At 59.2% G+C, this 12,891-nt stretch carries 14 protein-coding genes; 4 read left to right on the top strand and 10 right to left on the bottom strand.

The window, feature by feature from the left end:
- Positions 1-63: 63 nt before the first annotated feature.
- The gene (gene purS / locus ACEWMW_RS08635; RefSeq protein WP_409413478.1) at positions 64-312 is read left to right on the top strand and encodes a phosphoribosylformylglycinamidine synthase subunit PurS; all 249 of its coding nucleotides are present in this window, start codon (positions 64-66) and stop codon (positions 310-312) included.
- Positions 312-989, top strand: a complete 678-nt coding sequence (gene purQ, locus ACEWMW_RS08630; RefSeq protein WP_409413477.1) for a phosphoribosylformylglycinamidine synthase subunit PurQ — start codon at positions 312-314, stop codon at positions 987-989. Before purS ends, purQ begins: the two co-directional genes overlap by 1 nt.
- A gap of 12 nt (positions 990-1,001) precedes the next feature.
- Here purQ and ACEWMW_RS08625 read toward each other — a convergent pair whose 3' ends face one another.
- The 4 genes from ACEWMW_RS08625 to ACEWMW_RS08610 form a co-directional block, all read right to left on the bottom strand.
- Complete coding sequence (locus ACEWMW_RS08625; protein WP_409413476.1) at positions 1,002-3,353, bottom strand: putative bifunctional diguanylate cyclase/phosphodiesterase; 2,352 nt, start codon at positions 3,351-3,353, stop codon at positions 1,002-1,004.
- A gap of 91 nt (positions 3,354-3,444) precedes the next feature.
- A complete protein-coding gene (locus ACEWMW_RS08620) occupies positions 3,445-3,816 on the bottom strand; it encodes a GFA family protein (protein ID WP_409413475.1) in 372 nt (123 codons plus the stop codon).
- Positions 3,813-5,636: a glutamine--fructose-6-phosphate transaminase (isomerizing) gene (gene glmS / locus ACEWMW_RS08615; RefSeq protein ID WP_409413474.1), complete on the bottom strand. Its 1,824-nt coding sequence runs from the start codon at positions 5,634-5,636 to the stop codon at positions 3,813-3,815. Before glmS ends, ACEWMW_RS08620 begins: the two co-directional genes overlap by 4 nt.
- A 53-nt stretch (positions 5,637-5,689) precedes the next feature.
- Positions 5,690-6,589, bottom strand: a complete 900-nt coding sequence (locus ACEWMW_RS08610) for a DMT family transporter (protein ID WP_409413473.1) — start codon at positions 6,587-6,589, stop codon at positions 5,690-5,692.
- 238 nt (positions 6,590-6,827) lie between these two features.
- On the opposite strand from ACEWMW_RS08610, the gene ACEWMW_RS08605 reads away from it, so the two are divergent.
- Positions 6,828-8,360, top strand: a complete 1,533-nt coding sequence (locus ACEWMW_RS08605) for a CpaF family protein (RefSeq protein ID WP_409413472.1) — start codon at positions 6,828-6,830, stop codon at positions 8,358-8,360.
- On the opposite strand, the gene ACEWMW_RS08600 is transcribed toward ACEWMW_RS08605, so the two are convergent.
- Complete coding sequence (locus ACEWMW_RS08600; protein ID WP_409413471.1) at positions 8,357-8,590, bottom strand: hypothetical protein; 234 nt, start codon at positions 8,588-8,590, stop codon at positions 8,357-8,359. The genes ACEWMW_RS08605 and ACEWMW_RS08600 overlap by 4 nt on opposite strands.
- 154 nt (positions 8,591-8,744) lie before the next feature.
- Between ACEWMW_RS08600 and ACEWMW_RS08595 the strand changes: the two genes are divergently transcribed.
- The gene (locus ACEWMW_RS08595; protein ID WP_409413470.1) at positions 8,745-8,873 is read left to right on the top strand and encodes a hypothetical protein; all 129 of its coding nucleotides are present in this window, start codon (positions 8,745-8,747) and stop codon (positions 8,871-8,873) included.
- Positions 8,874-8,924: 51 nt separating this feature from the next.
- Here the strand turns inward: ACEWMW_RS08595 and ACEWMW_RS08590 are convergent, their stop codons facing one another.
- From ACEWMW_RS08590 to ACEWMW_RS08570, 5 genes are read right to left on the bottom strand one after another with little or no spacing between them, the layout of a single operon-like run.
- Positions 8,925-9,518 (bottom strand): DUF938 domain-containing protein, encoded by a 594-nt coding sequence (locus tag ACEWMW_RS08590; RefSeq protein ID WP_409413469.1) that lies wholly within the window; start codon positions 9,516-9,518, stop codon positions 8,925-8,927.
- A 13-nt stretch (positions 9,519-9,531) separates the two neighbouring features.
- Positions 9,532-9,987, bottom strand: coding sequence for an ABA4-like family protein (locus tag ACEWMW_RS08585; protein WP_409413468.1), 456 nt, complete (start codon positions 9,985-9,987; stop codon positions 9,532-9,534).
- Complete coding sequence (locus ACEWMW_RS08580) at positions 9,984-10,967, bottom strand: bile acid:sodium symporter family protein (RefSeq protein WP_409413467.1); 984 nt, start codon at positions 10,965-10,967, stop codon at positions 9,984-9,986. Before ACEWMW_RS08580 ends, ACEWMW_RS08585 begins: the two co-directional genes overlap by 4 nt.
- Before the next feature lie 45 nt (positions 10,968-11,012).
- Positions 11,013-11,708, bottom strand: coding sequence for an NAD(P)H-binding protein (locus ACEWMW_RS08575; RefSeq protein ID WP_409413466.1), 696 nt, complete (start codon positions 11,706-11,708; stop codon positions 11,013-11,015).
- Complete coding sequence (locus tag ACEWMW_RS08570; RefSeq protein ID WP_409413465.1) at positions 11,701-12,861, bottom strand: deoxyguanosinetriphosphate triphosphohydrolase; 1,161 nt, start codon at positions 12,859-12,861, stop codon at positions 11,701-11,703. Before ACEWMW_RS08570 ends, ACEWMW_RS08575 begins: the two co-directional genes overlap by 8 nt.
- Positions 12,862-12,891 lie beyond the last annotated feature (30 nt).

The raw sequence follows: 12,891 nt of genomic DNA, 5'->3' as shown, positions 1-12,891 counted from the left end.
TCGCGCTATAGGCTGCCCGCACACACCCAATCCGCAACCCCAAGAACAGGCAGCGAGAATGTCATGAAAGTCCAGGTCCAGGTTCGCTTGAAGCCCGGTGTGCTCGATCCGCAAGGCCGCGCGATCCACCATTCGCTCGAAGGATTGGGATTTTCCGGTGTTGATGATGTCCGCATGGGCAAGCTGATCGAAATAGACCTCGCCGATGAAGTAAGTGACGAGCAGATCCACGAGATGTGCCGAAAGCTCCTCACCAATATGGTCATCGAAGACTACGTGATTTGCAGGATTGCGCAGGAGGAGCCGGCCTGATGCCGTTCAGGGCCGCAGTGATAACCTTCCCTGGGTCAAACTGTGACCGGGACATGGCAGTGGCGATCGAGAAGATTGGCGGCACCTCACCACTGCGCGTGTGGCACGGCGATGCCGACCTGCCCGAAAAGCTGGATTTCATCGCGCTTCCGGGCGGCTTTTCATATGGCGATTATCTGCGCTCTGGCGCCATGGCGGCCAACAGCCCGATCATGCGCTCCGTCATCCGCGCCGCCGAGCGGGGTGTACCGGTCTTGGGAGTTTGTAATGGCTTCCAGGTCCTGACAGAGAGTCAGCTCCTGCCCGGCGCGCTGCTGCGCAACGCCCAGCAGACATTCCTGTGCCGGACCGTCGACCTCACCGTCGAAAACGCGCAATCGCTATTCACCAGTCGCTACGAGCAAGGCGAGACCATTGCTATTCCGGTCGCGCATCATGACGGCAACTATTTCGCCGATAGCGCCACGCTGGACCGACTAGAAGGCGATGGCCGAGTCGCTTTCCGCTATGCGGACGACTGCAACGGATCGCAGCGAAGGATCGCGGGCATTCTCAATGCGGCTGGAAATGTTCTGGGCATGATGCCGCATCCAGAACGGGCAATCGAGAGCGCACATGGCGGCGTGGACGGTCGCCGGTTGTTCGCGAGCGCCATCGAAGCACTCGTCGAGGCCTGACAATCTGAAGGGTCAGGCGAGGCGGCGAACCGACCGCTTGATGATCTGTCCTGCATCATCGGCCGACATTGGCCGACCGTAGTAATACCCCTGAATTTTGGTGCATCCCAGTTCGCGCAGGAGCTTCGCTTCCTGGACAGTCTCGACACCCTCTGCGGTTGTGGTCATTCCAAGGCTGTCCGCCATCGCTACAACCGCGCGGATAATCGCAAGGCTTTCCGCTGAATCCTGCGCCGCGCCCTGGACGAAAGTGCGGTCGATCTTGATTGTCGAGAACTGCAGTTTGCGAAGGTAGCCGAGCGACGAATAGCCGGTTCCGAAATCGTCCAATGCCACGCTGCACCCAAGCGCCATGACCTGTTCCAGTGCGTTGCGAGCGATGCTGGCATCGCGCAGGAATATGCTTTCGGTCACCTCGATCTCGAGCCGTTGCGGCGCCAGTCCGCTCTTGGCGAGCGCGCGGACCACGTCGGACGAGAATTCGGGCTCAAGTAGCTGCTCGGGCGAAACATTAACCGCGATCCGAAGCGCTTCCGGCCATTTATTTGCCTCGATGCAAGCTTGTTCCAGCACCCATTGGCCAATCGGCACGATGAGGCGCGTGTCCTCCGCAATCGGAACGAATTTGGCGGGACTGACGGGTCCATGTTCGCTGCTTTGCCAACGGGCCAAAGCTTCGAAACTGACCAGTTCTTCGTTGTTGGCATCGACTACAGGCTGGAAATGGAGTTCGAATTCATTGTTGGGCAATGCATCACGAAGCGAAACTTCAAGCTTCCGTCGCTCCTCTGCAACAGCGTGCAGCGACGGCATATAGGCGAAGTGGCTACCCCCGCCCTCATCCTTCGCTCGGTAAAGGGCGAGGTCGGCATTGCGCAAGATCTCTTCGACGGTTTCGCCGTCGCGCGGCCCGAGTGCCGAGCCAACGCTGGCCCCGACGTAGAGCGTCTGGTTGTTGACCCGATAAGGCTCCGACAACCGTTCAATGATCTTTTCCGCCTTCGCGGCGACCACACTTGCATCGTTAGCATCGCGCAGCACAACGCCGAATTCGTCGCCACCCAGACGGCCGCACATGTCGTCTTCATCCATCAGCGAACGCAGTCGATCAGAGACTTGCGCCAGCAGTTTGTCGCCCACGAGGTGACCGAGAGAATCGTTAATAGACTTGAACCGGTCGAGGTCGACCATCAGGAACGCGCAGCGCGAACGCCACTTGTCGGATTTGGCCAGGACTGCTCCCAGGGTCTCGTTGAGCATCAGCCGGTTCGGAAGAGATGTGAGCGTATCGTAGCGCGCCAAGTAGGCAATTTTTTCGGAAGACTCGCGCTGCGCGGTGACATCGGATCCCACCCCGCGGAAGCCCAGGAACACACCGCGCTCGTCATGGACCGGGGTACCCGAAAGCTCCCACCACTTGGCCGTGCCGTCGATGAGGACCTTGACCATGAGGTTGGAAAAACTCTCGCGAGCATCGAGATGATCGGACAATTCCCGCAGGCTGGGCGAGAAGTCACCACTTTCCCATTGCGTGCCCGAGATCAGTTCAAGGAGGGTTTTGCCAGCCACATCGTTGGTATCGCGGCCCAGCGCATAAGCGAAGCGCGGCGAGACAGCGCGCAGACGGCGACTGCGATCAATCTCCCACAACCAGTCGGCTTCGTTTTCCTCGTACTCGCGCAGTAGAAGCGAGACCACTTCGGATTTCTCGAGCGCGCGACCCTCGGCAATTCGGGCCGACAGGTAGACTCTAGCGCCATCGATAGTGCGCAGGCTGGCGATGATTGCAAAAGCGAAGATTACCCCAACCATGGGGTAGTGGCCCTGCAAGTAGAACCCTGCGATCCCTGCTACCGAAACGATCGCGGTGAATACAAGCGTTCCAAGCGGAATGGCGGCTCGGCCCAGGATCGATCCCAGCACCAGAAGGCCACACGCGATCCACACCGCCATATGATCACCGACGGTTCCATGAGCCGGGAAAATCACAAGTGCGAAAGCCCATACTAGGGCCAGTGCGATAGGCCCCGCCGTCTGGTGATAAATTGACTCCGCGCGTCGCCCCCTTCCCCGGCCTACATTAATCAGCCGATCGAGACGGATGGTATAGACCAGTGCTGCCGTCAGCGAAAAAACCCAAGCGCTCAGCAGCAGGGGATCGATCTTGTAGAGATATTGACCCACTACCAGGACAGCAGCCAAGGCGCTGAGGGTAAGGCGCACGACCGCGCGCCTTGCAACATTCACATGCTGCAAGCCTCGCAGACCTGCCCAATCGGGATTCTCGGGGCTTTTGAACCCCAGTACGACCGATGTCGGCAAGTGCGGGGTAACTCCGATCAGATCACCATTGTCCTTGCTCACAGCTGTGCGCGTAGGGGTTAAAGGTTATGAGGTAGTAAAATATTGGCGGCGAAATCGGGCGTATCTGCCCAAAATAACTCGATATTAAGCGTTAATCACCAAGCAGATCACGCGATTTCTCCCAATCGCGGCCATTGAAGGGAATATAGTTCACTTCAAGCCCGTGGCCATCGTCGAGGCAACGGAAATTGACACTGAGACAGCCGGGGTGCGATCGGGGCCAGTAGTAGCTCTTGATCCCACATTCGCGACAGAACAGATGTTCGGCAGCTCCGGTCCCGAAGCGGTAGGATGTGAGCCGATCCGCTCCAGAGCTCAACCTGAATTTTGCCTCAGGTACAATCAGGTGCAGGTGCCCAGTCGCGCTGCATATCGAACAGTTACAATCGAGTAGGTCGACTTTTTCGGCAACTTCGATCTCGAAGCGCACCGCTCGGCAATGGCAGCCGCCAGTCGCGATCATTCTACTGTCACCGACTTGGCCAGGTTGCGGGGCTGATCGACGTCCGTGCCTTTGACGCAGGCCGTGTGATAAGCCAGCAACTGCACTGGAACCGCATAGACAAGTGGCGCAATCAGCGGATGGACCTTGGGCATTTCGATCGTTGCCATACAGCCGTCGCCGGCCTCCTCCAAACCCTCTGCGTCGGATATGAGCACGATCTTGCCGCCCCGGGCCTGCACTTCCTGCATATTGGATACAGTTTTTTCGAACAGTGGTCCGGATGGAGCAATGACAATCACAGGGACATGCTCGTCGATCAATGCGATTGGGCCGTGCTTCATCTCACCTGACGCGTAACCTTCGGCATGGATGTAACTGATCTCTTTAAGCTTTAACGCACCTTCGAGCGCCAACGGAAAGTCCGGACCGCGTCCCAGATAGAGCACGTCGCGCGCCGGGGCTATCAGGTGGGCCATCGCAGCAATGTCGTCGTCGTGATCGAGCGCGGCATTGAGCGCCGCGGGTGCTTCCAGCAGGTGCGCCACGACTTCCTGCTCTTCCTCGCGGCTCATTCGACCCTTCTTGACCGCCAGATGCGCCGCCAGCGCTGCCAATACAGCCAGCTGGCAGGCGAATGCCTTGGTCGATGCGACACCGATCTCCGGACCCGCATGCGTGGGCAAAAGCAAATCTGCCTCACGCGCCATCGAACTGGTCGGAACATTCACGACTGCACCGATGATCTGCCCGTTTACTTTGCAATGGCGGAGCGCGGCGAGAGTATCCGCGGTCTCACCGCTCTGCGAGATGAAGAGCGCAAGCCCGCCCTCCTCCAATACCGGTTCACGGTATCTGAACTCGCTTGCCACATCGACGTCGACCGGCACGCGAGCAAATTGTTCGAACCAATATTTGGCGACCATTGCGGCATAAAATGAGGTGCCGCATGCTACGATAGTAATGCGGCCGACCGCAGACAGGTCGATATCGAACTGCGGCATGGCAATGCTATTATCGGACAGACGCAAGTAGGAACTGAGCGTCTGCGCGACTACGGTTGGCTGCTCGAAAATCTCCTTCTGCATGTAGTGGCGATAATTGCCCTTCTCGACCGACGCAGCGGAAGCTCCCGAAGTGGAGATGGATCGATCAACTTCGACATGCTCGGAATCGTAGATCGTCGCGCCATCACACGTAATAACGGCCCAATCGCCTTCTTCGAGATAGGCAATTTCTTGTGTCAAAGGAGCCAGCGCCAGCGCATCGGAGCCAAGGAATGTCTCGCCTTCGCCGTATCCGACTACCAAGGGCGATCCGAGACGCGCGCCGATCAGCAAGTCCGGATGGTCCCGAAAGGCAATTGCGAGAGCGAATGCACCGCGCAGGCGCGGGAGCACGGTCTTCACGGCATCCTGTGGTGATGCACCGTTCTCAATTTCGCGGGACACCAGGTGTGCGACCACCTCGCTATCGGTTTCGCTTTCAAGCCTTCGTCCGTCATCGAGCAGTTCTTTTCGTAACGGCTTGAAGTTCTCGATAATACCATTGTGAACCAGCGCAACATGCTCAGTCGCATGCGGATGGGCATTGGTTGTGGTAGGTGCGCCGTGCGTGGCCCAGCGAGTGTGCGCGATCCCGATATTTCCGCCAGCCGGATCTTGGGAAACCACGTCGACAAGATTGGCGAGTTTACCTTCTGCTCTGCGCCGCACCAGCCGACCATTTGAAATCGTACAGATTCCCGCGCTGTCATAGCCGCGATACTCCATCCGCTTCAGACCATCGATCAGACGATCCGCTACCGGCTCATCACCGACTATTCCGATAATTCCGCACATCGGCGAGGCTTTTCCTTGTTCAGCGACGCAGGCCGCGGAACGCTGCCCTGCTTTCAGTTGAGTTGTGAAGGCCTGTTTAGCTCCATTCGGTGCCAAAGGAACAGGCCAGATGTGATGATTATCGCTACGCCGAGAAATGTTAACGCATCAGGAATGTGATCGAACCACCACCAGCCGAAGAACAGCGTCACGATGATCTGGACATAGGTCATGGGCGCAACGCTCGATGCACCTGCCCGCGTAGTGCCGAGAAAGATCAGTAAATGCGCAGTACTTGCGGTAACCGCAACGAGCGCACAGCGCGCAATGACCGACCAATCGGGTACCAGGGGATCGACCACGGAGAAGTCTGTCCAGTCAAACAAGAAAGCCGCCGCGATCAGGAGCGGCGCTGCCACGGCATTCATGTAGAACTGCATCGAGATGGCACTACCTCGCTTGGCGCTGGCGCGATTGGCAATCACCATCAGGCTGAAAAACAAGGCCGCGCCGATAGGAAACATCGCCACTAGTCCGAAATTCTCGAGATTGGGGCGCAGCACGATCATCACGCCCACCATCGCCATACCCGATGCCCCCCAGACAACCGGTCGCACTCGTTCGCCCAGCAAAGGGCCGCTCAGAAGCGCGGTGAAAATCGGCGTGAGGAATGCCAGAGAGATCGCTTCGGCTAGGGGCATCAGATATACTGCAGAAAAGAAGAGCAGAGACGCAGACGCGAGGCAGAAGCCCCTGAAAAACTGCAAGGCGGGACGGCCGGGCCACAAGCGCCCCAAGCCTTCGCGCCAGGCAACAAGCACGGCGAGCAGCACTGCCCCGATGCTGAACCTGAGGGCAGCCACGGCGACCGGCGGCCATTCTCCGGCCATCGTCTTGACCACAGCATCGCCAGCCGAGAGAACGGCAAATCCTGCCACCGCATAGAGCTGTCCGCTGCGTTCGCTGTGTTGCACTGGAGTTCCTTGTTGCGGCGCGCCGTTGGCCTCTATCCGGTCACGCATCGATACGAAAGTATCATATGAAACTTCTTTGCTGGTAATCTGTGCAGGATCACAATGGCAGGCGCAGGCAGCGCCTTAGGAAAAAAATAAGGTTTCCAAATTATTCACCCCGTTTCGGAAGGCTCTATTCGCCAAGAAAGGTGATGGCGAGCCATGATTGACATCGCGACCTTTTCAGGGGGATGAGGGAATGAGCGCATTTGGACGAAAGAACGGGCCTGCGGGAATCAAGCCCGGTGCACGTCCTGCTTTCGGTGTGGCGAAGCCCATGTCCGGCGGCAGTGGCCGTATCTCGTCCGACGATGCAACCGAAGAAGGCGGCGATCAGTTTCCGCCTCTCCCTGACGGTGAAAGCGAAGTCCCGGCAGCGGCTAGTGAAGCCGGCGGCGCTAATGCCGATGCAATGTCGCGGTTGGCTGACCGGGCCAATGCCGTACACGAGCAACAAGAGGTCGGCGGCTTTGAAGCCAGCGTCCACAAGATCAAGGAACAGGTGCTCCCGCGCCTGCTCGAACGTGTCGACCCCGAAGCTGCGGCAACGCTGACCAAGGATGAATTGTCGGAAGAATTCCGCCCGATCATCATGGAAGTGCTGGCCGAGCTCAAGGTCACGCTCAATCGCCGCGAACAGTTCGCGCTCGAAAAGGTCCTGATTGACGAGCTTCTGGGCTTCGGTCCGCTCGAGGAACTGCTCAACGACCCGGATGTCTCGGACATCATGGTCAACGGGCCGCAGCAAACCTATATTGAAAAAAATGGCAAGCTTACGCTCGCCCCGATCCAGTTTCGCGACGAACAGCACCTCTTCCAGATCGCCCAGCGCATCGTGAACCAGGTCGGCCGCCGTGTCGACCAGACCACGCCGCTCGCTGACGCCCGCTTGAAGGACGGCTCACGTGTGAACGTGATTGTCCCGCCGCTATCGCTGCGCGGCACTGCGATCTCCATTCGTAAATTCTCCGAGAAGCCAATAACGCTCGACATGCTCAAAGACTTCGGTTCGATGAGCGAGAAGATGTGCACCGCGCTCAAGATCGCCGGGGCCTGCCGCATGAACGTCGTGATCTCAGGCGGTACGGGTTCGGGTAAGACGACCATGCTCAACGCCATGTCGAAAATGATCGACCCAGGAGAGCGCGTGCTGACGATCGAGGACGCCGCCGAGCTTCGCTTGCAGCAGCCGCACTGGCTGCCGCTCGAAACGCGTCCGCCGAACCTTGAAGGCCAGGGCGCCATCACCATCGGCGACCTTGTGAAGAACGCCCTGCGTATGCGTCCTGATCGCATCATCCTGGGCGAAATTCGCGGCGCGGAATGTTTCGACCTTCTCGCAGCCATGAACACCGGCCACGATGGTTCGATGTGTACGCTTCACGCCAACAGCCCGCGCGAGTGCCTGGGCCGTATGGAAAACATGATCCTCATGGGTGACATCAAGATTCCGAAGGAAGCCATTTCGCGCCAGATCGCGGAATCGGTCGACTTGATCGTGCAGGTCAAACGCCTGCGCGACGGTTCGCGCCGTACCACCAACATCACCGAAGTGATCGGGATGGAAGGCGACGTGATCGTGACGCAGGAATTATTCAAGTTCGAATATCTCGACGAGAGCGAAGACGGCAAGATCCTCGGCGAGTTCCGCGCGTCAGGTCTGCGCCCTTACACGCTGGAAAAAGCCCGCCAGTACGGCTTTGACCAGGCGTATCTGGAAGCTTGCCTCTAGCCCGCAATAATCGGCGGCAACGCCAGCGCCAGCAGCCCTCCGCCGATCACCATCGCGGCGAGGAAGATCGGCATCCACGGCACCCAGCCGATCCGGTCGATGCGCGAGTGCTTCATGCGTCGCCGCTCGGCGAAATTGGCCACCACCGCCAACGCCAGAAATCCCGCGCCCCATAACGCGAGCAGCTCGGCATCGCTGGCAAAGGTAAGGAATGTCTCAATCGAGGGCATGACGCGCGCGATATGGCCAGTCCTCCCGCCCCTTGCAATGCCCCGTTTGAGGTCAAATTCCGCTGACTACTTTGAACGAATTCGGGGAACCAAGCGGCCTCAAGTCCGTTTGGGGCCTAACGGTGGTAGAGTCCTAACGGGAAAGGAAAGAGCAATGGTTCGTAAACTTCTTCTGGCATTCGGCCTTACGGCGATGACCCTCAGCGCAGCAGCCTGCAATACGGTTCGCGGCGTGGGCGATGATCTCAATTCGGCTGCCGATGCAGTTGACGAGGAGACATAAGTCTCTCGCATCCCGAAAAAAAGCCCGTCGGAATTCCGGCGGGCTTTTTCGTTAGGGCTTGCGATAGATCAGCATAAGGTTGTTGGCAGGCATATCGTGGCGCGCCGCAAGCACAAATCCATGCTGTTCGGCCAGTGCATCTACATCTTCACGTTGCCGCAAGCCAAAACGCTCGTCCCGCTCCTTCAGCGATAACTCGAATTGCGCATTGGAGGAGGCCGTGGGCACATCAAGCTCACGATAGGGTCCATAAAGGATCAAGGGTTCACCCTGCCCAAGGCGATTGCCCGCGCCCGATAGCAATCCTTCGGTGACCTCCCAGGGGCTGATGTGGACCATATTGATGCACAGTACCGCCTGAACCTCGCCGACAGACCACTTTGGCGCGCTAGCGTCGATCACGACAGGGGCGAGCAGGTTCGCAAGACTTGCTTCCTCTCGATAAGCTGCAATCGAATCCAGAACCTCCGCACTGAGGTCGCTCGGCTGCCACGTGAGCTGAGGGAACCGCCGGGCGAAGCGCACCGCATGCTCGCCGGTCCCGCTGGCAATTTCCAGCACGATGCCCTTAGCTGGCAACTCTCTGGCGAGAACATCGCCAATCGCCTCGCCGTTGCGAGCGGTTGCTGGGGCATGACGTTTCACCCGAGAATTGCGCCTAGCTGAAACGCCCGGATTCGCGGGCCCGCTTCTCGCGAATGACCAGCCACAGGAATAGACCTACCGGTCCGGCCATGAAGGTGAAGAACAGGATCGGGGCCTGGAGGATGCGCGAAAAGCCCTTGGCATCGGCATCGCGGGCAATCCAGATCCCCACAAACAGGTCGAACGCCAGATAATGGATCCAGCCCATCGTCAGGCCCCCATCGGTGGATAAGGCCGCTTTGACTCCTTCAATCGAACTGAAGCTAGCCTCGCCGCCATTGCCGGGCCCCGGATCGATCCCTCCCGTCAGGAATCCGATGATCAAGACGGTGTATGCAAGCGAAAGCAACCCAACACCGGCGTAAAGGCAGCCCGCGAGCAAGGCCGGCCATCGCGGCAGGAAGATCAACCCAATCCAGGCGATCATTGCCATAATGTTGGCCGCCGAAAATGCTGTTTCCCAGCTCATAGTGCTTCCTCTCCCTTGTCACTCGAGCGTCGCCAGATAGCGGCGAGCAGGCTTCCTATCACGACGTGATAGACTGCCGAAATCGCGCTGGGAACCGGCGCCAGCGCGGCTTGCATTGGGTTCGCGAACTGGCCCGCGAAGCTCGGGGTCGATGCCAGGCTCGAACCCAAGCCCGAATTCTGCATTCCCACTTCGACGCTGATGGTGCGGCAGGAATCGGTCGCAAAGCCCAGCAGCCTTGTAATCGCATAACCGAGAGAAAACCCGGTTACATGGAGCGCCAAGACGGCGAGCAATAACACGCCCGCGTGTGCCTCGATCAGCGCTTTCGAATTGGCGATGATGCCGCCGACGATCAAAACGACGACTACCACCGAGACAAGCGGCGATATCTCGGCGATGCGCCGTGTCGCCTTGGGGAACAGTGTGTTGAGCGCTACCCCGGCTATCACAGGCACAAGCACGATCGTTATCATCCCGCGAAACAGCGCCCAGCGATCAATCTCGACGAACACACCCGCCAACCATCCGGTCAGCAGCGGCGTCATCATCACCGCTATCAGCGTGGATGCCAATGTCATCGTGACCGAAAGCGCGAGGTTGGCGCGCGCAAGATACGCGATCACATTGGAGGCCGTACCGCCGGGGCAACAGGATACCAGAATCAGGCCGACAGCCAGCCCGGTTTCCAGACCGCTGCCCATCGCAATTGCAAAGCCGGCGAGCGGCATGACGGTAAATTGAAACGCGACGCCTGCAGCAATCGCCTTTGGCAATGCCAGCACCCGCTTGAAGTCATCGAGCGAAAGCGTCAGCCCCATGCCCAGCATGATCACGCCCAACATGAAGCTGACAAGTGATTGGCCAAAAGGCTGAAACCGGCCATCGACGACCCACAGGAAGTGCTTTGGATTCAGCCACGCCCAAAGTGTGCCGAGCACGGTCCACAGCGCAAACAGCCGGGTAAGTTGCTGGATCATCGATTCCCCTTCGGCCGCCTGCCTAAGGCGGACACGCCGACAAGGCTAGTCTGCGTCGATGCGCGGCAAGCTCTTGGCCGCCTGCACAATCGAGTCGTACTCGTGACGGAACTTGCCACCCGCCTTGCGAATGGCGAGCGCCAGACACGCTTCGGCCACGCGCTGCGCTCGGATGGCACGATAGCGGCGCATCCCGCCATGCAGCGCCAGGTTGGCAAGTGGGCTGACAATCTGGCCGATTTGTTCGGCCGGGCGCGTGTCCAACCCGCGGAAACCGCGCAGCAGGCCCGGGCGAAGGATATCCAGTCGGTCGAACTTCATATGCATCAGCTCGCGGTCGGTTTCGCCCTTCACCTTGAGATAGAAGTTGCTCGATAGCGCATCGGCCCCGACCGAGCTGATCGTCACCAAACGCTTCACCCCTGCCCGAAGCGCGGCATGCGCGACCTTGAGCACCAGTTCCTGGTCGACCGCCCGGAACTGCTCCTGATCGCCGCCGGATTTGCGCATGGTGGTCCCCAACGCGCAGATCAGCGAAACTGGCTTCACTGCCTCAAACACTTCGCCCCATTTGTCGGGTTCGGCGACGAACATCTCCATCCGCGCTCCCTTGGGCAGCGGGGCCTCGCGGCGTGAGACCGCGGTCAGGCGCAGATCCTCGCGCCCGACGCAAGTTTCCATCACCTTGCGTCCGATCAACCCGGTCGAACCGACCAACGCGATGCGCGAAACGTCAAACATTGCTCAAACCTTCCGGCGCACTCCCGTAGATCTTCAGGCATTGCTCCATGGCAAATCGATCAGTCATCCCAGCAATGAAATCGGCTATGTGCCGTGCCCTCTCCGGTTCCGCTTCCGGCAAATTGGCCCGCCATTCGACCGGCAGATGTCCTGCATCCTGCGAATAGGCCGCATACAGCCGAGCGACAACATCGCGCGCGCGCTCGGCAGTCGCGATCTGCTCATCATGGTAATAGAGGCGATCATACATGAATCGCTTGAGCTTACGTTCTTCGAGCGCCAACCCGGCGGAGAAGTGCGCCAAGGCGCGCTCGCCCGATCTTACCTCGGCGATATCCCTGACTTTGGAGATTCTCTGTCGGGTTGCAGCAATCACGTCATTGACCATCAATCCGATCTGGCCGCGGATCAGTTCGCGTAGCTGCCGATCGCGCGGTGCGCTAGCAAAGCGTGATTCTACCGAGCGCCATTGATCGGCAATGAAATCGAGCTGCAGCAGGTCTTCGAGGCCTATGAACCCGGCTCGCAGCCCGTCATCAATATCATGATTGTCATAGGCGATATCGTCGGCAACTGCGGCCACCTGCGCTTCGAGCGATGGCCAGTCGCCCAGCGCAAGCGGGAAAGCCTGATCGATATCGGCCAGGGCCCAGTGAGGCGCGGATATCGGACCATTATGCTTGGCTAGGCCTTCAAGCACTTCCCAGCTGAGGTTTAATCCCTCGTGATCGCAGTACGGGCTTTCTAGGCGCGCGAGGGTGCGGATGGTCTGGGCATTGTGATCGAAGCCGCCATGGCGCTGCATCGCGTCTGAGAGCGCCTTCTCGCCCGCATGGCCGAAGGGTGGGTGGCCAATATCATGTGCGAGGCACAGCGCCTCGGTTAGATCCTCGTCCAAACCCAGTTCGCGTGCGATTACCCGGCCAATCTGCGCCACCTCGAGCGAATGCGTCAGCCGGGTTCGATAATGGTCGCCGTCTGGCGCGATGAACACCTGTGTTTTGGAGCGCAGCCGCCGGAAAGCAATCGAATGTATGATCCGGTCACGATCGCGCTGGAACTCGCTGCGCGGGCCGCGAGCGCCATCGCGGTTCTCGGGAAATTCCCGACCGCGAGATTGTGCGGGATCGGCGGCTAGCGGGGAACGCGGCATTATGCTGTCCGCTTAGGTCAGCGACTGCGC

It is taken from the genome of Litorerythrobacter xanthomarinus (genome assembly GCF_046254955.1).
Taxonomy (GTDB): Bacteria; Pseudomonadota; Alphaproteobacteria; order Sphingomonadales; family Sphingomonadaceae; genus Qipengyuania_C.
Note: the sequence above shows the minus strand (reverse complement) of the source record. Positions and strands in the feature narration are given on the sequence as shown.

Bases quoted from the DNA above. Each gene is read 5' to 3' on its own strand.
- glmS (WP_409413474.1), bottom strand. From the start codon at position 5,636: ATGTGCGGAATTATCGGAATAGTCGGTGATGAGCCGGTAGCGGATCGT.
- ACEWMW_RS08600 (WP_409413471.1), bottom strand. From the start codon at position 8,590: ATGCCCTCGATTGAGACATTCCTTACCTTTGCCAGCGATGCCGAGCTG.
- ACEWMW_RS08570 (WP_409413465.1), bottom strand. From the start codon at position 12,861: ATGCCGCGTTCCCCGCTAGCCGCCGATCCCGCACAATCTCGCGGTCGG.
- ACEWMW_RS08595 (WP_409413470.1), top strand. From the start codon at position 8,745: ATGGTTCGTAAACTTCTTCTGGCATTCGGCCTTACGGCGATGACCCTC.
- purS (WP_409413478.1), top strand. From the start codon at position 64: ATGAAAGTCCAGGTCCAGGTTCGCTTGAAGCCCGGTGTGCTCGATCCG.
- ACEWMW_RS08620 (WP_409413475.1), bottom strand. From the start codon at position 3,816: ATGATCGCGACTGGCGGCTGCCATTGCCGAGCGGTGCGCTTCGAGATC.
- purQ (WP_409413477.1), top strand. From the start codon at position 312: ATGCCGTTCAGGGCCGCAGTGATAACCTTCCCTGGGTCAAACTGTGAC.
- ACEWMW_RS08580 (WP_409413467.1), bottom strand. From the start codon at position 10,967: ATGATCCAGCAACTTACCCGGCTGTTTGCGCTGTGGACCGTGCTCGGC.
- ACEWMW_RS08605 (WP_409413472.1), top strand. From the start codon at position 6,828: ATGAGCGCATTTGGACGAAAGAACGGGCCTGCGGGAATCAAGCCCGGT.
- ACEWMW_RS08585 (WP_409413468.1), bottom strand. From the start codon at position 9,987: ATGAGCTGGGAAACAGCATTTTCGGCGGCCAACATTATGGCAATGATC.
- ACEWMW_RS08575 (WP_409413466.1), bottom strand. From the start codon at position 11,708: ATGTTTGACGTTTCGCGCATCGCGTTGGTCGGTTCGACCGGGTTGATC.